This is a genomic window from Amycolatopsis sp. NPDC059027 (assembly GCF_042739735.1).
In the GTDB taxonomy this organism is placed as follows: Bacteria; Actinomycetota; Actinomycetes; order Mycobacteriales; family Pseudonocardiaceae; genus Amycolatopsis.
This window is the reverse complement of the sequence record NZ_JBHYIK010000111.1, coordinates 1-21832: the sequence shown is the minus strand read 5'-3', so window position 1 is coordinate 21832 and position 21832 is coordinate 1. Positions and strand designations below refer to the sequence as shown.

General features: G+C 63.7%; 2 protein-coding genes. One reads left to right on the top strand and one right to left on the bottom strand.

Features of this window, described 5'->3' with window-relative positions; translation table 11 throughout:
- The coding region (locus ACFWY9_RS42255) for a DnaJ domain-containing protein (RefSeq protein WP_378341524.1) at positions 1-20465 on the bottom strand (20465 nt) is incomplete at its 3' end.
- 217 nt (positions 20466-20682) lie between these two features.
- Here ACFWY9_RS42255 and ACFWY9_RS42250 point away from each other — a divergent pair.
- Positions 20683-20976 (top strand): hypothetical protein, encoded by a 294-nt coding sequence (locus tag ACFWY9_RS42250; RefSeq protein ID WP_378341523.1) that lies wholly within the window; start codon positions 20683-20685, stop codon positions 20974-20976.
- The last annotated feature ends 856 nt before the right edge of the window (positions 20977-21832 follow it).

Here is a 21832-nt window from a genome sequence, read left to right as displayed (position 1 = left end):
TGCTCCACCACCTGATCATGCTTCGCCTCCACCATTACCGCCTCCGACACACCCAACTCCACCGCCAACCACGACAACGGCTGCGGCCCACCCGAGGCAGCAGGGATCGCATCACCCACACTCCACACGTAACCCGAACGATTACGCTTCAACGTCCGCACCGCCGCCACCAACGACTGCGGACAATTCGCGCTATGCCCCTCCACCCCAGCCACATGCCGCGGAGCATTCACCCCCCACAACACCGGAAAACGCCCCAAAAACTCCACATTCTCCGGAGCAAGAAAAAGATCCAGCCTCTCCGGCCGATTCTGCACATACCCAGCCAACCGCGCCGCCAAACCTACGCGGCCCTCCTCAAGGTTCGCAATATAGTCCTGCCCATCCAGAACAAATTCCGTATCAGCGTCCAGCGGCTCATTCACCACATCACGGACCAACGCCTCAGCAAGGTTCGTAATATCGTCCTCGTCGTCCAGAACAGATTCCGTATCAGTGTCCAGCGACTCATCCACATCAGGGACATATTCCCCAGCATCCCCGTCACCGATACCAAGCCTCGCAACCAAATACCCCGCAGTATCCGAATCAATCACACCCCGCCCCACCCGGAAGAATGCAAGCGCCGGAGCCTCGGGATCGTGGGGCCCCGGCTCAAACGGAAGCTCCATACTTCCCCGCGCCACACGCAAATACTCCCGGGCAACCCGCGCAACCTGATCCCTGGCATCCTCCAGGTAGATGCCGTACCGCTCAGCCAGCTTCGCCGACGTAATAGGCTCACCTTGCCCGAGGAGAGCGTCCCAAGCGTCCATTCGCGCTGCGGCATGAATGACTTCAGCCGACCACCGCTCGACATCACCAGGCCCCCACGCCGTCACCTCGGCGGGGGTATCCGGCCGCCGCTGCGGATAGGGTTTGAACAGGTCAAACAGCTGCTGCCTGGTATAAGGCTGAGAGCGCATTGCCGCCTCGCGCACGAGGGGCAGAATGGCTTCCTTTGTCACATAAGGAATGTCATCCGTGTTGATCGCGTAACGGTCTTGAGCGTATTCGTAGGTGATCGGCCGACCCGTACGCCCCACTGCCCTGATGGCTTCGGCAGCAGCCCTACGCTTGATACCCAGAGACCACGCATCACCCTGTCCGAACCGCTCGGTCACCTGAGCCGTCGTCAAGCCGTCCCCTGCCCGTGCCGCATCGTGCACATGCGCCAGTGCGGCGGCCTCGATCTGCGCGAGAGCCCGGGACTCGTCCACCTCATACTTCTCGGCCAATTGGGCGACTGTGTAAGGGTCGCGCCGGATCGCCGCGTCACGCACGTCCGCCCGCATAACGGCATCAATACGCCGATCCACCACCTCACGACCGATCCCATACCGCCGGGCAACCGACGCCACATCAACCGACTCCTCACGAGCACGCGCAGCCCGCACCTCCCCCAACACCACAGCAGCCACAGCCTCCTCAGCCACAGCAACATCAACACCGAACTCCACCGCAAGCCCCTCAACACCACGCGGCCCACCATTCACCACCCCCGCACGCACCACACCCTGCATCACCACCGAAATCTGATCAGCACACCACGCCTCCGGCATCCCATACTTCGCCGCAAGCTCCGCAACCGTAAACGGCTCCCCACGACCAACCCCCACCCGCACATCAGCCCGCACGGCCTCCGCCACCAGCTCCGGACGCCGCACGTCCCTTAGCCCCAACCTCCTGGTCGAGAGGGTCACGTGCAGGTGTTCGGCCACGTGCTTCCCACCCACGGCGGCTTTACGAAGCAGTTGCTGGACAATCGCGGACTCCATCCGCTTGCTGCCCCACGCTGAATCCTTGCGGTACTCCGCGCCGAGGCTTTCCGGGGTGGGCGGATTACGCACCAGCGCCCTCTTCAGAATCTCGAATTCAGCCTCGGTGTCGATCAGAACCTCGGCTTCCGCCAGCCGGATTCCGAATTTCTCGGCGAGCTCTGCCGCGGAATTTTGCCGGCCGAATCGATTGTTGATCAGGTTCTCCGCTACCACGAAGAGCGCCTGATCACGCGGGAGTCCCGTTTGACTCATCACGACGTCAAGGCGCGGCGGAGTTCCCGGTGCGATGTCAAGAGCCCCGATCTCACTGCCACCCTTGGTCGGCTTGAGGATGCCTCCCGCCTTCAGCGATTTTTCGGTGAGGATCCAGTCTCGCACCGTGCGCACGTCGGCCAAGCCGTCCGGATCGTTCTCGGTACGAAGATGGAACTCGACCGCGCGAGGGCTGATACCGAACCGCTCGGCCAGCGCGTCAATGGTGAACCGACTGGCGTCGGTACGCACCTGCTTCCCGATAAGCTCGAACGCCCGCCGCCGGCTCAGGCCGTACTGAACGGCCAAACCATCCGGACTGTGCTTGACACGCGGGACCTGGAGTTTAGCCAGCGCGGCGGACTCGATCTCGTGCTTGGCCTCCATGATGCTGATGCCGAATCCGTCGGCGAGACCACGGACAGTATAAGGATCGCGGCTACGCACGCGCTCCTCCACCGCGGCGTGCGCCGCGGCACGGATCGCCTTCCGCGCCGTCTCCCGGCTGAGACCACGCTCTTCGACCAACTTGTCCACGGTGTAAGGCCGCTCCTCCTTCGCGGCGTTCCGGATCTCGGCCAGCACTTCCGTGCCGACCTGATCGGTCGTGCCCCCTGCTTCCGCACCGATCAGCTCGGGTCGATCCGCCAGGATCCCGCGATCACGAGACAGCGGGGCTCGCATGCCGCCGGACGTCCGGCGTGGGTTGCTCCCGCCCGCACCGACCGGGAGGTTCGGGTCCAGCGGCTTGCCGACCATCGGCGTCGAACCAAAACCCGGAATCGGGAAATAGCCAAGCACACTACGCGGCACGATCTTCGGAACCACACCCCGATGCGCATCCGCCGGCATCAAACTCGGACGACCAGCCTCATCCACCGACCGCCGAACCAACACCACATGCCCCACCGGAGCACCCTGCTCCCAAAGAACAACCCCACCCCACACCACACCCTCATACCCAGGCACCACACCCCCAGCACCACCCAAATGCCTCACCACATCCTCATAAGACCCCGCCACCACATCCTTTGGCGACACACTCAACTGCTCCGCCAACCACCCCAACCGCTGCGGCCCACCCGACTCAGCAAGAATCGCATCACCCACATGACCCGAACGATTACGATCCAACGTCCGCACCGCCGCCACCAACGACTGCGGACAATTCCACTCATGCCCCGACTCCCCAGCCACATACTTCGGAGCGTTCACCCCCCACAACTCCGGAAAAAGCTCCCCAAACTGCACATTCTCCCAAGAAAGAACGACCCCGCTTTCATCGGTCACCTGCTGCATCTGAGCCTGTTCGAACTCCATTTGAGTATCCAACATCAGCCCGTCATCAGAACCCGTCGAGAGTTCCTCCACCTTTCGGATATATCGCCTTGCCGTAGCCAGGTCGATATAGAAGCGCGTAGTCAAATCATTCGGACTGCAATTACCCCCGGCACGCCAGGCCGCGCTCGCATATTCCTGAGCAGCAGCAGCTATGTGGTCCGAAGCTTCACTCGGGGTAATGCCGTGGCGCTGGGCAAGCAGCTCCACTGAAAGAGGAGGATTATTATTCTCAGCGCTCGCCAACAGGTCCTCATGGACAAAAGCATCAATCTGCTGACGCGCCTGCCGGAGCGCCTCTTTTCGCTTCTCGGCGGACAGGTCGGCCAGATCCCCCCGTTGCAGTCGAGCCAGGTCCTCAACAGAGAACGGCGCCCCTTCCACGACAGCCCATCGCAGATCCTCTTCCGCGACAGACCTGGAACTATCTACACCAGCCCACGTGTTCAGGTACCGCCCAATACGATCAACTCGCGGTTCTTCCTCATACAAAGCGGCCCGCCTGTACTCAGCCTTGACAACCGCTTTGCCATACCAAGCGGCCCGCCTGTGCTCGACCTCGACAACCGCCTTGTATTCGTTTTTGTATCGATCCTCAGTAATCCCAAAACGATCTTTAAGGAATCCGAGAAAGGTTTCCGGATTTTTTTGGTTTCCCATCTTCTGCGCGTAAACTACTATTGATTCGCGCACATTTGCATCGATCTGCTTGCCAGCCCATTCAATGCTCTTTCCGTGCCTTTTCGCCAACTCCTCCTCAGCGATCGCATTGCGGCGCGCCCGTCCAAGGATATCGCTTCTCGCGGCCTGGGTGATCGCCTTTTCCGCGCTTGCGACGCTGATGCCGAACAGGGCGGACAGTTGCTCCGCGGTAAGTGGGTCCCCGGCCTTGGCACTCCTCTTGGCGGCCTCTTTCGCAGCCCGCGTTCCGACCTCTTCGAGCGCGGGCGCATGCAGCATCAGGGCACGTGCCCGCTCGGTTCCCAAGCCGAAGTCCCGGTCCAGCCGCTCGATGGTGTAGGGCCGCCGAGCCCCTATCGCCTCGATCACCGCACCATGCGCCACCACGTTGATCTGGAGCTTTGCCCACTCCACAGGCTGACCAAAATCCCGCGCCAGCTCGTCCGCACTCAAGGTTTTCTTGTTGGCTACCGCCGCACGAACCGCGGCCCGTGCCTGCAACTCCGCCTCCCCCGCAGGCTGCATACGCGTACCCTCGACATCAACCCGGCTCAAACCGCTGACATGAATCAGCTGCGCGGAGACTTCGGATTCCGACGGATCTTCCCGCAGCGCCGCTTCCGTCAGGATCGGCGTGCGAGCCCGCTGACGCGGCACGCGGTACCGTTTGCCCATTTCGCGGACGGGGTAGGGCTGACCGCCGTACCTGACCGCGTCGCGCGCGTCCGCCAACATGGCCGCGAACACGACTTCATTGATCCACTCGGCATCACTTTCCTGATTGAGGTCCCGGCCGTACCGGGCGGCCAGCTCTTGGTCGGTGTGCGGTCGTCCGCGATCGGCTGACTCACGCAGGTCCGCAACAGCCGCGGCCTGCTCCAAGCGGAACAGCTGATCAAAGCCGATGCCGTAGGCGGCACTCACATCCAGCTTCGCATCCACGTCACCGCGGGCCTCCCGCAGTTTCTCCATCGCCGCGGCTTCGACTACACGGTGCACCTGCTGCTTGTCGATCCCGTGTTTGATCGACAGGTCGTCGACGACAGTCTCGTCGACACCACCATCCGCAGCGGCCGCGCGCACGTCCTGGGCGACCTTGTCCAGCACCAGGCCGAACGCGTGCTCCTTGCTCACCCCGGGGATGGCCAGCAGCTCACTCGCACGCACCGGCTCAGCCGTGGCAGGCGCGCCGACCAGCAGTTCCACCGGCAACTTCTCATGGCCGGCCATCGGGGTCGTACCGAGGTCCGGCAACGGCCGATAGCCACGCACATTGTGCGGCCCCACATCCGGAACAATCCCTCGGTGCGGATCCAGATACTGGACCGGCCGCGTCCCCTCGCGCCCGGGACCGTCCGGCGCGCGCTCCACCATCACAGCGTGCACCTTGCCGTCCCGGCCCTCGATGTACACCTCACCCAAAGCACCCGGGATATGGTTCGACAGGTGCGCCTCGACCTCCTCGAAGGTCGCCACCACCGCCTCCGAGCGCTGCTCGTTTTCCAAGCGGTGCTCGTTGTTCGCTTCCCCGATCGTCATCGGCTTACCGCCGCGTGCCGGCACCGTAACGCCCGCCGACCGATCACCGGACAGAATGTTGCGCCTCGTCCGCCCGGCAGCGATCACCGACTGCTCGCAGTTCTCGGTATGCCCCTCGACCCGCCCAGCGAACTTCTCGCCGTTAACCCCCCAAAACTCCGGAAAACGCTCTTGAAACTCCTTCTGCCGACGCGCCGGCCCATCGGATGCGCCCGGGTCGGCCAGGCCCCGCCCGGTGACCAGTTGATGAGACAGCTGGCGGGCGGCGTCTTCATCACCATCGAGCAGGCGGTGCGCGACCAGCTCCGTGATCTCTCCGTCCCGCGGGCGCGGCCCGGAACCCGGCAGTTCGCCCCGCGCTGCCTGGACGATGTTCGTCGCCCGTGAGACGACCGCCTGGTGTGCCTTTTCCGAAAGCTTGCCAAGCCGTTTCCGCGCGGACGACACCAGGTCGTCCCATCGCGGAGAACCCGGCGGCACCGTTTCGTCGACACTCAGCGACGGTGCCGGCGGCGCAGCATGCTTCGCGCCCGAATCAGCCGAATCGGATTCCGGTGCCTTCGTCGTGACGGCGTTGTCGTCCGGGCCACGCTCACCCGGATCGCGAAGCTTCGGTGCCTCCTCGCCGGTTCCCGTCCCCGGCACGCGCAGGCCGAGTTCCTCCAGCCCCCTGCGGTCCACTTCGAGCGTGATCGGGTTGTCGCGGCCGGTGTGAATCGTCCGGTTCCACCCGAGCCACCGAGCCTTCTTCCCCCGGTAGATCGGCGTGATCGACCAGCGGGGAGTGACCTCCACCTCGTATCGGGCCTCCGCCGGTTCTCCGCCGGGCCCTTCCAGCTTCCGTTCGGTCGACGCGGAGTTGTCGTGCCGGACAGTGCGGTCCACGACCGTCCGCACGAGTTCGGCGACGCCGCCGCCCGGGCGCTGGGCCACGTCATCGACCGGTGCCCCGCGAAGGTCGTGCTGCTCCACCGACTGCAGCATGCCGTGGCGGGTCAGATTGGAGGACACGGTCTGCTTCTCCGTGGCGGAGCGGTCCAACGGACCGTCCTTGACCGGACCGATCAGCTTGATATCCGCGAAGTCCACTCCGATTCGCATTTCCTTCAGGGGGGAGCCCTTGGGAAACTTGATTACATCGCGGTTCCTGGTCAGCGCTTTGAGGACATGCAGCGGACCACGGTGGAGTCCGGTCGCGGCGAAGACCTTATCTATCGACCTGGGTGGCATCGCAGGCCGGTTCGGCATGAGGGGCGCCGAACCGCTCTCGTTCCGGAAGCGGCCCGTGAACAGCTCCCGCAGTACCTCGTCCCGTTTTTCCGCGTCGAAGGGGTGGACGTTGACATACGCGACCGTACGTCCCTCGTCGTCCAAAGCGAAACCGTATTCGGTGCGCTTCCCGGTCTGCGGGTACTGCCACAACCCTTCGCCCCTCGCGAGCGGCGGGGCCGAGCGGTCGCCCTCCCGGATGACCAGGTTCTCGTCCACAGTGGTTCGGATGCTCTGCGGAAGGGTGAAGTGCTCTTCCCATGGGTCGGCGAACTGGTGCGGCTCGACCGACGGCAAAACTTTCCCCACCAACTTGGTGTAGGTACCAGCGGCCGACAACGGATACGCATAGATGGTGAATTCTCCAGGGTGCAAGAACTCGAGGTGCTTGCGCTGCTCGGTCACGGCAGAGATGGCGTCGGTGATCTCCTGAGCCGTGCTGGTCTCCCGGCTCTGCTCCATCTCGGCCTTCACCGCGAACAGGTTGAGATTTCCCGCGCTGTCGTTCTTGTTATAGGCGTGGCCACCGGCGGCGAGTTCCAGGACGGCGGTGACGGCCTTTTTGCCCGAAGAGCCCCAACGCACCTCGACGTCCTGTTTCAGACCGCGCTTTTCGACGCTGCCATGGTAAGTGCTCTCGCCCAGCTTTCCGCGTATTACCACCAGCTGCTCGACCCGACCGACGGGAGTCAGGGCGAAGCGCAGGATCGAGACACCACCGTTGATCGCCTCAAGCAACAGCATGTCGGCCGCATTGGTGGTCAGGTCCGGCTTCAGCACATTCTTGTAGAGGCCGTCATTGATCTGGTCGAACCACTTGAGCGACACCGGTTCCTGGCTGTCTCCACGTGGCACGTAAATTATCTGGTTGGCCCAGTCGGCCGCGCGCTTGACCGGGCTGTTCTCGTTCTCCGCCTGGACCCGCGCACCTTGGTGCCTGGACCACTCGGTGAGCCGCCGCATGACCTCTTCGCCGAATTCCCGCCGCGCCTTGGTATCGGCGAACGACACGGACCCCGTGCCATGTCCCACGTTCCGCGGAGGTCGCAACGCAGCGGTCTCCGCGGGCCCCGACGACTCGCCGCCGACGCTTTCCTGGCGGTCTTCGGGCGAAGTTTCGGCGTCCTGGGCCTCCTGGCCGGGCGGATTCTTCTCGCGGTACCGAGCGGCCTCTTCCGGGTTCAGCTTGGCCAGGTCCTCGGGCGGCAGCCCTTTGAGGAGGTGAGCCTCGCTGGCCTTCATCACCCAGACTTCTCCGCGAGGGTCGTGGATCCACATCCGCTTCGCGTGCACGGTGCCGTCGTGCTGACCGCCGAACGAATCGTTCCATCGGCGGCTCTCCTTGATGGACAAGTCAGCGAGCACATGGGTACTGACCAGGATTGCGGCTTCACGGGAAGTGGGTTTCTCCTCGCGCCGCCCGCCGGTCTGTGCCCTCTTTTCCCACACTTGCGTGAACTTCGCGATGATCGCGGCCATGTGCCCGGCAAGAAGCCACGGCGGGATGGCTTGCTCGAAGTCTCCTACCGAAAGCTTGACGGTGGCGCCCACACCCTTGGTCGGGCCGTCGACGAGGGTGTCGGCGCCGTGGGTCACTTCGCTGAAGTCGTAGTCCTCGATACGGTCGATGATCCGGGGATCGGCTCGCTCGACCGACAGTTCCACGTCCGCGTTCCGTTCCCGGTTGCCGAAAAGCCCACCGGTGTTGCGCGTCGTCAGCTTGATGTGGTCCCAGGTCGTCAGTGCCATCCGCCGAAGCGGGTGGAAGAAGACTTCCAGTCCGTCCAGCGCACCGTCGTGCTCGCCCGCGGAGTGCGATCCACCGTCGTCGGCGACCAGGAGAACACGGTCGTGGTGCTTGTCGATCGGCTTCGCCTCGCGACCGATGAGCGGAAACTTGAGCCAGGCCTTCCAGCGAGCCTGGCGGGGCAGATTGAGCATCTTCGCGGCAGTGCTTATGCCGTTCGGCAACGGCCGGAACACCACCAGCTCGGCGCTCGGCGGCAGATCGGTCTGTCGCAGCACCGGCTTGGGCACATCGTCGTTGTTCCAGGCCGGCTCGGCTTCCTCCGAAATCCGCGACTCGGCGGCCAGCCGGTCCGCTGTTGTCCGGTACCCGGTGGGGAGGCCGGGCACGGCCACCAGGAGGGACCCCGGGATACCGCTGTCGTCGGCGCCGGTGTCCAGGTTCAGCCATTCGTGCGCGGGCTTGGGCTTACCCCAACGGCCGCCGCTACTGACCTGGTACCGGCCCGGATACCTGAAATAGTGTACGTCGTTCTTACTGCTCAGCGTGGACTTGTTGCCACGTTCCTTTTCTCGCGCGTCGCTGTGACCGGTCCGCCTCTTGACGGAGACCTCCGCACTCGGCCATACCGACTGCTTATCGGCATAACCACCGCCGACGATGCCGGCAGTGAGGTAACGCGACTCCTCCACGTCCGACATCTGGGACCGGCCGAGGTCGTGCAGGTGCTCAAGTCGCTCGCCCTTGTCGCTACCGAGGTAGCTGGCCTGCTGCCGGTTCTCGACAAAGCGCACGAACAGGTCCTTCACCCCGCGGTAGTTCCCGCCGAGCGGTATCCGGATCCCGTCACCGCCGTTGCGGATTTCCCTGGCGGTGATCCCCTTCCTGAGGTGATCGACGATCTTCTGCTTGAGCTTGGGCAGCGCCGACGCGTCCGGATAACGCAACAGCCGCTTGGGCCAGAAGCCCGCCCGGCCGCCGATCACCCCCTCCGCGTTGAGCCGGTGCAACAGCAGCTCGGTCAGGTGCTCGATATCCGCTTCCGCGAGCATCACCTTCGCGTCCAGCCGGTACGGCGCCTGGTGCCGGTTGGTGTCCGCCGGGTCGTCGGCCTCCGGTGTGCCCTGTTCCGGTGCGGGTTCTTGCCTTTCGGAACTCTGACGGGAATCCGATGGGTCCGGGACCTCTTCCCTGGCGGATTCGGCAGGCCGGTCTCGAGGTTCGGCAGCGGGTTCCCCCGGATGGTTCTCGATCGCCCAGTGAGGCAGGCTTGCCGTCACCGGACTCCGCCGAGGCTGGAACCGGACTCCGTCGGACGGCTCGTCCTGGCCGTCCGGGCTCCGCCGGGGCTGGGAACCCTGCTCCCACGAACGCATCGAGCCGGGCCCGCTGCCCAGCGCACTGGCACGCACGGCGGACAGGAACCGGTCCCGCTCGGCCGCGGGCAGCGGGTGGTCGTCCGCGGATCGGACGCCGAAGGTGGAATGATCGGTGAGCGGCCGGTACTTCCCGTCCGCGGATCGCTCCTCGACCACCCCTTCGCCGGTCACGCGGTAGCGATCCCCCGCGGGCATTCCGCTGCGGAACTCGGTGAGCCGTTCCGCGAACCGGCTTTCCAGGCGTTCGAGCCCGCCGGGCAGGTCCGCCAACCGGGGGTCTCCGACGTCGGGCAGAACGGGCTTGAAGTGGCCGACCAGGCCGATCTTGTCCGCCGGCGCGCCCAGCAGCACGTCGGCCTCGTCGATGAGCTTGTCGGGGATCTCGGCGGGGCGAGGCATCGTCTCGCCGCCGGCGATCCAGCGCGCCGCAAGCGGAGGAGCGGGCCGCACGTCGACCACTACGCCATGCCGGTCCACCAGGGACTGCAACCCGCTCTGCGCGGCCTCGGTGAGGCCGAGCTTGTCCCGCAGGTCTTGTGGGGTCGGGTCATCCGACCGGCCACGCAGGAACATGGTTGCCTTGCTCGGCAGCCGGATCAGGTTGTCCGGCACGTGTCGAGCCGCGGAACCGCGAGATCGCGAGGTGTCTCCGGCGATGCCGGGCATCGGCTCACCGACACTGACGATCAGTGTGACGTCGGCTTCACGGACCTGCAGCGGACCCGAATAGGTATGCGTCAGCCCACCGGTGACCGGGACGGTGTCGCCGTTCCGCAGATCGCTGTTGTGGTGGAAACGTACCTGTACTCCACCAAGGCCGCCGTCGTTACCGCCGGTGATGTCGCCGCCCGTCACAGCGATACCCCCGCCTCGGCGTAGTCCCAACGAGGAGGTGTGGGTGACATCCATGCCGGCGGTCTGAATGTGCTGTACCGAGCCTTCGCCATCCCAGACCGGCCGGGACTTCAGCGGCGCTCCGGCACCTGGACCGGCGATGGCCACGTAGACCGGCGTCTTGCCCTTCCCCGCGAAGTCGAACGTGTCGCGGACGACCTTCCCGGTGAGCAGCGCGTCGACCGCGACTTTGCTGGTGAGCCAATCCTCGAGCTTCTTGCGGGTCTCGACGTCGTTCGGGGCGAATCCGCCCACCTTGGCGGAGACCGCGTCATACACCGCACCGAGGTTCGAGAAGAGCGTGAGCTCACGGTCCGTCGAGCTGACCGGACGCTCCTCCGTCGCGGCCGGCTTTTCCTTCGGCCAGGCCAGCGTCACCTCGATGGCCACCTGATCGAACGACGAGCGCGACCCGCTCCACGGCAACTTACCAGGTGAGGTGCACTCGATTTCGACGATCGCGGTGTGATCTTTCTCGTCGTGCTCGACGTCGCGCTGGACTACCTTGATCTCGTCGACGTCCGAGCGAGCCACACTCAGATTGGATCGCCGCGAATTGAAAATCCCGAAGGGCCAAAGCCTGATGGAGACATGCCCGGTAGGAATGAAGATCACGAACGGCTCATGTTGCAACGGCAGGCTCTTGATGGAAGACGTCCGCTGGTCGAACCGGCGATTCGAGCTTTCCCGGTCCAACCGTATCGACCGGACGTTGCGTCCCTGGCCCAGCCGCAACAGCCGGATCCTGAACTCCGGATCGCCGTCGTTGGCTTGTTCCCCGAGGCTGATCGTGAACTGCCCGTCGGCGACCTCCTCCCATGCTTTGATCAGGTTCTCGTCCGAGGCCGCCACCTCGACGAACTTCCGGTAGTAGGGCGAGTCCGCATCCAACCGGGCCAGGATGGCGGCACGGATCGCCGGGACGCCCTTCCCGCCCTGGAACACCGGGCGCTGGGCGGCGGCTTGGACGGCCCCCGAATCAGGCGAACCACCGACCTCGTGCCCACGCAGCTGTCGCTCTCGCCGGATCTGTTCCCGGGCCTGGTCAGCACGCCGCTGCGCGTCGTCGGCCTGCCGATCCAGCACCTGCGCCCGCGCTTCCCTGCCCTGCTCCGCACTCGGTACCCGGGCTCGCAGCGTCTCCGCCCACGTCCGCAGCTCACCGGCCCGCGTCCGCAGCTCGTTCGCCTGTCCCCGCAGCCGGTCGGCCTGCTCGTCGAGTTCGTGCGCTCGGACCTCGTTCGGCTCGCGGCGCACCGGCCCCGGCTGCGCGGGCCCGGCCTGGCGATCCTGGCCGCCGACCTCGGTCGCCGGCCGTTCCGGCGACTGCCCGGAGTCGGCCCGCAGGTCGGCAGCCTGCGCCCGCAGTTCATTAGCCTCGTCGTCGCGTTCTTTGGCGCTCTCCACGGCCTCGTCGGCCAGTTCCTCCGCCCTGGCGGCGTCCTCGGGTTCCCGCAGCCGCCTGGCCTGCTCCCGCAGTCCCTCCGCCTTCTTCTGGTACCTGCTCGACTCCAGTGCCGCCGACTTCTCGCGCAGGACCGAGGCCAGATCCGAAGTCCGCAGCCGCCTCCCCAGCTCCGTGGCGTCCTGCCGGGCCTCGGCCATGATCTGCGACCAGTTCCGCGTGCCATCGCCGAGGCCCACCTTGCCGAACAACGACTTCGCCGCGTCGGCCGCCCGCTGCCGCCAGATCGTCGCGTCCGCGGACGACAGGCGAGGTTCCCGATCGCCACCGGCGACAAACGCGGGTTCGGTGTGCGGCGTCGGGATCTGGCCGGCCGTGTTCCGCTCCTGCGCGATCGACTGGCCGGATGGGTCGACCGTCGTCCCGCTCTCGCGCTGTTCGGAAGAGATGTCGCCCGGCTTTGCCAGGTCGACGTCCGATGTTTGCTCGCCTGGAGTCGAAGTCTTCGTTTCACCGCCATCGCGGTCCCGCGGATCCCGCGTTCCCGCAGAATCCGCGGGGTTCCAACCCTCGATCGCCTTGGCGGGATCCCAATCCTTGGCCGCCGCGGCGGGCTCCCAGTCTTGGAGCTGCGCGGTCGGATCCCACGTCGTTCCGACCGAAGAGTCCGACACTCGGCCTTCGTGCTCAAGGGAAACAAGATTTGCCGGCAACGATCCACCCATACCGGGCGGCTTCTTCTGCGCGCCAGTTTTCTCAAAATAGGCGGCCTTACTTGGGTCCATCCCTCGTTCGGCTTCGCTGACCAGCTTCTGCAGCAGCCGATAACCGTCCTGAGGGCGACTCTCCGGCGGCTTGGGATTGCTTGTCTTCTCCTCCAGAATCTTGTAGGAACCGTGCTCCGCCAGCCCATCGAATCCTTCGTTCCCGAACGCGGAAGAGGACGCGTCGCCGAATTCAAGATTGCTCAGGCGCAGGAGTGCGAAATGAGTTTTCCAGTTCGCACGTTCCAGGGGGTCAAGAGATTCATCTCCCACTATTTTCTGATAGACACTGTCAATTCCCTCTTCTTGCTTCCGCCCATACATCGCGAGCGCATGAACTGCCTGACCGGAACCATCGGCCAGGTGGTTCAAATGCCGCTGCAGATAGAATTGAGTCGAGATCAGCGACAGACCGGACTGAGCGTAGTCGATGAGCAGCACTGCCCGTTCTTTGGGCAGATCACCCAAGTACTTCACGAAATGCTCACGAAGAAGTTTGATCTGACCTTTTGTAGGCAGCGGCTCACCCCTAGCCTTGAAGGTCGACTGCAGAATCGAACTCCGCGGCGGGGACGGCCGAAAACTCGAGAGCGGAACGGAACGAGCATAGTGACCGCGCCCTTGGAGTGCGGCAATAACTGGCGCCGGACTGCGGCCGACCCCCACGTAGCTGAACCGATCCGGCGGATAGTCGCGGAGGATCGATTCGACCACACCGTTCATCGCAAGCACGATCCGTTGCTGCTCGGCCAGATGGTGCTGACCGGCGAGACGGCGAACCACATCACGGAAACGCGCCGCCTCGTCGAGGTGGTAAACGCGAGGAGGAGGCGCGTTTTCCATGTCCTTCGGCATGCCGACGTAAACCGCGATAGTCTGCGCTACACCACCGTCGAGAGGGTAGGTTATCTCGTGCTCGGCCAGCCATGCTCGAACCCGCGCCGGATCCAATTTTACCGAATGTAGACCGTCCCGGAGGTAGGTGTCGTTCGACTCCGCCGGATGCCGGTCGATTGACTTGTCCGGACCCTCGATTACCGGTTCATCAAGGGAAAGGTCGAAGAAGTCTTCGTCGAAGTCCGCCTTGTCGGTGATCCGATCAAGATTCTCGGACATCTCGACCGACCGGGTACCAACCGGTGAATAGATCGGCGTGAAGATGATCTTCGGGTCCGAGGACACCGGCGCCGACCACACGGAGACCGGATCACCCAGTACGGCCAGCCGGCCCGTCCGGATGTCCTGCCATGTCGGACCGTCGTTCCACCTCGCCTGCCCATCGAAGAAGATGATGTTTCCATTACGTTTGTGCACGGTAATGAAATGTCCTTCGTCACCGCCAAAAAAGACGTAGACGAGCTGATGAACGCCATCATTCTTCTGCTCACGCACATACTTGATCACATCGTCAAAGCCATTTTTGTTCTCGACCAATGGCCCCAAACCCGACTCCGAAACACGGTTGGGATCCACCACTCCGCTCGGGTTCGCCCGGAACTCCTGCGCCCGTTCAGGATGCCGGGACGCGTTGATCACCCCGACGTTCACCGGGAGGCAGTTCGTATCGCGCCCTTCGACATCCTGACTGTTGCGCGGGTTGTTCAAGTTCATGAAGGGGCCGAAACCGGTCTCCCTCAGGAACTCGGCCTCCCCCTGAGGGTCACCCGCGAAGTTTTCCTGCGAAAAAACGTCCGGGTCTGGATGCCTCGACCGTGAACCCGCCGACGCCGAAGACGCGCCTCCCCGGCCCGGCACCTTCGCCTTCGCCTTCATTTCCGCCCTGATGTCCTCCAGGCGGGATTTATCGTCGTATTTCTGCCGTTCGACCGGATCCGACAATAGCTTATAGGCAGGATTAACCTTTTCCGTAAGCCTATTTTTCCTGTCAATCCTCTCTTGCTCTTTCAGGTGTATGGTTTTGTCGGAATGCAATTCGAGGGCCAGCTTCTTATAAGAATTCTTGATCTCCGCCTGCGTAGCGTTAGGCGTGAGACCAAGCGCCTTGTAGTGACCAAGGTAGTCACCGGTCAAAACGTTCGCCCGCTTTTGCCTCGCCTCCTCCTGCCTCCGCGCCTCCTCCTTCTTCTGCCTCAGATCCTCCTCCCGCATCCACGCCTCCCACGCCTCCCACGCCTCCCGCTCCCGCCTCCGCGCCTCCCGCGCCCGCGCCTCCTCCCGCTCCCGCCTCCGCGCCTCCCACTCCCGCGCCTCCCGCTCCCGCCTCCGCGCCTCCCGCGCCCGCGCCTCCCCCCGCGCCTCCTCCCGCTGCCGCCTCCACGCCTCCTGATCGTTGCCCCTGTCCTCTTTGGCGGCGGGCCGGTCGCCATGCTGGAACCGGCTGCCCGCCTGTTCGTCGCTCGCTGTCCTACGGTCCAGGTCTGCCGTCAGCAGCTCGAAGGCCCAGGTGGCCTCCCCCAGCTTGGCCTCGTTGAGGCCTGCCTTGATCTGGGCGGCCCTGTATGCCTGCTCGATCGTCCTCAGATCCGGCTTCGCGTGCTCACTGAGATTTAGCAACTTGTACGCGTTACTTCGCGCGTTGGAAGACGTACCCGGCGCCGGGTTCGGACCAGGCTGAGTCGGCCGGTGTTGTCCAGAACCGCTCTCGGGCCGGTTCGGCCGCGACGGTCCCGACGCACTCTCAGTCGGCCGACGACGATCCGGACCGTGATCTTCTGGCCGCGACGGCCTCGGCGCGCCCTGTTCGGCGTCGCTGAACTGGCTGTCGGGCACGATCGACTTGCGGAGAACGATGGACCGGCCGCCGCCGCTGTTCCGCTCCACTTGCGCGGTGAACTCCACCAGCCCGGCGTTATCCATCACGACGAGCTTGCCGTTCTCCGCGAACGTCACACCCGCGGTTGTGCGAACGACCAGCCCCGGATTCCGCATCGCGATTTCGCTGGCCACCAATACCCCAAGATCCGGCTGTCCGGCGCTCTTGAGAGCGAAAATGAACATCGACTTGCGGCGTTCAGCGTGCGTAGCCGTACTGATGGTCTCCGCCGCCAACCCGACACTCAACGACCCCACACCGGCCGGCCTACCTTCGGGCTCGATGCGGAACTTGACGCGAGCGTCCGCGGAGTCACTGTGCCCAGGTTCGATCGCGACTATGAGGGGAGTTTCGAACGGCACGTTGATCTCGCCGCCGGGCCTGGCCAGGGCCGTCCCCACCGAATCACCGGTCAGCGAGCGCACTACCTTGAGGCGCCGGCTGACATCCCTGAACCAGCCGCGCATGGATTCTTTCAGTTCCGGATCGGCCAGAAAGTTGAACTGTTTAAGCTTTTGTGCGGGATCCTCGGACTCGAGGTACTTCACGTCCCCCAGCTGCCATCCGCGACCACTTGTCGTTGCGAAACGAGAGGAATCAGTACCGCCGGACCCAGCGTACCGACCAGTAGACCCACTAGGACCGTAACGGCCACCATAGCCGTACCGATCGGGTGCCCCGAAGACTGCGTCAACGCCGTTGCCGGGCAACTTCGGCGGGATATCGGAACTCGCCTTGGACACCTCGTTGCGCGGTAGTAGCACCGCCCTGATCCCATCCGTTCCGGACTCGACCAGATTTTCGATCCGAATACTCGGATCTATCGGGAGAACATCGGCGAAGTTGCCGATAGTGGCGTCCAGGTAGGCGAGTTTGCCAGTGGACGTCAGATACCCGAAAGTGATATGCCCAGTCTCGCTTCCCGGATTCTTCCTGGCGACGAGAGCGCCAAGATACTCTTTCTTCGAGGACAGGAGAAGCTTAACTACCGGCTCATTGTCATGGAACGGCCCAACAAGAGTGCCATTTGTTTCCTTGACCAAATCATTAAGCGACCACAACCCCTTCGAGGGTACCTCAGTAGTTGGCTCACCTCGCTGGATGGACTTCGCCAACTGCACGTTGAGTGGCCCACAACCGTCCCCCAATGTTCCGTTTTCCCGCCCGGCAGCATTGACAGCCAGGACGAACTGCCCATATTCCTTGTCACCCCGGAGAAACTCCCGGGAAACATCCTCGTTCGGGAAGCTACGCGACGTGAGCACCAAGTCCGAAGGCTCAACACTGACAACGTTCGAATGAACTTCACCAGCCGTAGCGGATTGGTCTCCCTCAGCCATTTTCGACGATTGGTCGTCATGATTGGGTAAATCATTTTGCGGGACGCCGTGCACGTCATCGTAACTGGGTAGATCATACCAATCCGACGGGAGCGGAAATGAGTCAAAGGACTCGTGCTGGTGCAGCACCCGCCCACGAAGAAACTCACCGATTCTGTTCAGATCATTGGCTGCGAATTCCAATTTCGGAGACCAGTTGCCGTCACTGCAAGTGATCTGCACGAGCACCGAGTCAGGCTTGCCATTTTCTGGCGGCACATGCCGGACTTCAACTGTAACTCGATTACCCGAGCCCGGACGGGTAATAGTTGCCGTGTGTTTACGGCCATCCACGGACAACTCGGTGGTCACCGTTGCATCATGCAAGTCAAACGAGTACGTCTGCTGCAGCCACCCGTCTTGGTAGAAATTCTTGAAGCGTTCAAATGCCTCCGGAATGCTCATTACCGGCGATTGGTCGCGAATGAGATCCACCGCGTCCTGGAATGACAGGTCATGCGCGTCAACCGAGATAATCGTGGCTCCGCCCTCACTTCGGCGGGCGGTTTCACGCAACGCCGTCGGCGCCAGCACCACCTCGGATTGATCGCTGTTGATCTCCGGCGGATCACCCGCACTCCGCTCGTATCCCGCCGGAAATGACAGCATCATCACCCGATGCTCCGGCGGAACGCTGATCTCCATGATCCTGTAGTTATGCAGACCGCCGCGCTGTTTTGCCCACTCTAGAACAAATTTCAGCGAGTGCGAGGTCGAGGAGGGGAGCACCTCATGAAATCCGGATCCGCTGAGTGAATCCTTACCAGAAAATACCGCTCGGTAGACCTTGAACGCTTCACGTGGCGGCTCGTTCGTCCGCAAGTGATCGGTGAGATCATAGAACTTCTTGACGTCCTTGACCAGATTTTCCAGGCGTACCCCGGAGAGGATCACCCGTCCGCCATCGCCGCGCTTTCCGGTGAAAAGGCCGTCAACAATTTCGCTGGCGAACCGGTGATCATGATCATTCTCTTTTAACGCCGACAGGTGCACTCGTGATACATCCACCGCAGCTGCCTGACTCGCCGACGCCGCGCCAACACTGTTACCAGGAGTGGATACGGTGACGGGGGCACTAACCGCGTGCTCATTCGGGATGCTCTGCAACGCAGGCACGGTATCCGATGGTCCATCGCTCGCTGGACGCGAGTGCCCCCCATCGGCAACTGGCTTCTTGCCGAGCGCCTCCGGCCCCTTCTCCGATCGCTTCGGCGGCTCCCGCCGGGGAGACGCTGCGCCAGAATCAGTCGCGTGTGCCGGCGCGTTCCGGGTGCGCCGTCGACTTTGCTGGTCCTGGATGCGGTTCTGCTGCTCGATCCGAACCTCACTGCGGACGTTCTGCAGTCGGTCGAAGACGTGACGGATGTGGTCCAACAGTTCCGCGCGGTTCCGCTGTGCCGGTATGTCCCTCAGCTCCAGTCGATGGTGACTGGGATCGCCGGCGGTCATATGTTCGACGTTGGTCGCCTGGTAATGCGAAGGACGGCTCTTGACAACGGCGACCTGCGTCTTGGTATCGGCATTTTTTCCGATATCCTCTACCGCCGAATTCACCAACTTCTCGTTGAACCCAGTGAGCTCATCGACTACGGCCGACATGTCCCGGTGACCGGCCCGGACATCCGCGAGCAACTCCTCAACCTTGACCTGGAATGCCTCCAGCGCGTTGCCACCCCCCTCGCTGTCCCTCATGCGCAGATCGTTCAGCCACGGGGTGTTCACCGGATCCTCGGCGTTCCGGAAAGCCTCCTTCCATTCTCGATGCCCGTCCTGAATGCTTTTAACCGTGGCGAGGAACAGTTCCACACTACTGCCGAACGAGGTATCCGAGTCGATGGAAAGATGCCCACCACCGCCATTGACGGACTTGTCAATTTTGAGACCCAAGCTGTCGGCCTGCTTGAAGATGTGATTGTCGACGATTTCGGCGACCCAGCTACCATTTTCGAACTTGGCGGCAGGGGAAGGCATCGTCTGGGTTTCCAGACAGTTGTCATCGACCCCAATCGCCCACCACCAAGTCTCCCCGTCCTTATTGGTATAGGTTAACTTCTTCGCACCATCCACATCCTCCACCCGGAGGTTGATGTCCTGGAGAGTGCGAGCGTTCGACCGCACCCGGTCGACCCACTGGTCGATCAGGCGACCGGCGAAATTTCGAAGGTTTTCTTGCTGCCGCTTCTCTTTACTGCCCGAAACCTGGTTGCTGACAACCATTCCAGCGATTTTCGGGTGCGCAAAAGTGAATTCAGTACCGATGAGAACCGATTTGCGAAGCGCTGTCCAGGAGTCATCGAACGCGGTGGCGGTCGCGTTTCGGATGGCGATCTCCTGTTCCATCCCTTTGAGAATGCTTACCGCCGCGGACTCCGCACTACTGACCTCTCGCCCAGCACTGACCGGTGCGCGTACATCGCCCCGATGAGTCGTGAAGAGCAACCGGATCGCGCCTTTTTCCACGTCGTTGAGCTGGGATTCTTTCTTGCCAACCCAGCCCAACAGCATCTGCGGGACCTTGACTTTACCGGTCCCCGTCTCCTCCGACACAATCCCGTGGTAATCATCGATGATCCCGGACCCCTTGGCCAGATATTCCTCGACAGATCCGCGATTGACGCTCGGCGCGTTCGACAGGTCGTGGTGATTTTGATTTGCCGCGACAGGGCCGGTGTCACCGGGCTGCGCCATATGATTATTCGGACGGCTACTCTCGAAGGCGCCGAACACAGCCGCGTCGCTGATCTCACGGCTCCGGTTTCCGGACTTGCCGGTTACCCCTTCGGTAGTGGCAGTCGCAGGGGTTTCACCGGTCGGTTTGTCGCTCTGGTGCGGCGAAACCTGCCGGTTTGAGACGGCCGCGGGGTCGGTTGCCGGGGCGTCGTGGAGCTGGTCGTCGTGGAGGTGGGGGCCTTCGATCTCGATCTGGTGCCGGATTTGCGGTTTCGCGTGACCGGCGGTGGGATCGTGGTCCGCTTTGCTTTCCGGGGCCTTCTCCGTGACGCGTGTCTTGGCGGGGGTAGCCGCGTTCGGGGCGGGCTCGGGAGTACGCAGGGATCCTGTCGAAGGCGGCTTCGTGTTCGACGTTCCCGATGGCTGTGCGGTGGTGTCCTTCGAGGGTCCGCCGAGCTGCGCGGACGTGCCGGGTTCCGGTTGCGAGCTCTGGCCGAGCTGGTCGGCCGACGGCCGGCCGTGCTCTGGCCCGGCCGTGTTCTGGCCCGCAGGCACGTGCTGCTCGATGGTCGTGTCCGCGCCCGGGGAGTCCGTCCGCTGTGACGCGAGGGGCGGTGGTTCGACGGAGGTTTTCTGGTCGAGTGGCGACTGGCGGAGGTCGGTGTGGCCCTCGCCGAGCGACGGCTTACCTTCCGGCAGCGGCTGTCCGCTCTGCTGGGGCCGGGTCGCGTCGAATCCCGGTAGTTCCTTGGCCGGGCCAGAGGTCTGCTGTGTGCTGGTCTCGGGTTTCGGGGTCTGCGCCGGTGTGCTGCCCGGCGGCTGGCTTGGCTGGCCGGTGGCCGTGGTGGTTCCGGGTTGCTGGGTGATGCCGTTCTGGTTCGGCTGTTGGTCGTTGGTGTGCCGTGTCGGGTCGATCGACGAAGAAGACGAAGACGAAGACGGCGAGGAAGTCTGCGGCGTGTTTCCTGTTTCCGGGTGGTGCGTGCCGATGCCGGAGCCTGTGGTGGCGGTGGCCGGACCAGCATTTTGGGTATGTGGTGCGGGGTTGCTCGCGGCGGGGTTGTGACTCGCCGATGGCAGCGACTCACCCGGCAGGGCGTCCGGCGTGCCCTGGTGAGCCACCGGCGACTCCACCACCTGCGGCTGCCCACCCGGCGACTCCACCGACGGCTGCCCACCAGAATGCTGCACGGCCGGTGTCTGCTCACCGGGAGACTCCGTTGCTGCGGGTCGGGGCGTGGGGGCAGCCGAGGTCCCGGGCGCAGGCGATGTCGCGGTGGTTCGTGAGGTCGTGGTGGTTGGTGAGGTCGTGGTGGTTGGTGAGGTCGCAGGCGTGCCTGATGGCTGACTGGCCGCCGGTGGTGTGGGCTCGGGGCGGTAGGCCGGAGGAGGCGTATACGGGGCGTCATACGGCGGAGCCGCCGACGGCTGCGCCCCCTCCCCGACCTGGCCACCCGGCTTGTCACCCGGCTTGCCGCCGTCAGCCGAGGGCTTCCCACCCACGACCTGCTCCGTGACCTTGCCCTCCGGCGGATCCTGCGCCGGTTTCCCATCCTGGTCCAGGTGTTCCAGTTTCACCTCCGGAGACGACGTCAACTCCGGCGACGACGCATCCACCACACCAGGACCACCCCCATGCGGCCCCCCATGACCACCCCCATGCGACCAGTTGTGCACCGCCTTCGACGTACTACCCATCAAAAAACTCGAAATAAACGTCCCAAACGGGTCCATCCCCGCACCCGCCGCCAAAATAAAAGACACCGACACATCAATCGGCGCCTCCGAAAAATAATCCAAAATCCCCGCACCAGCCGGAGTATGGATAAAATCCTTCGTAAACTTGTTCTTCCCCGCAGCCATATGCATCGCCGACGCCAACATCGCCGCCACCATCCCCGCGACCGCCGACGCCACCAACG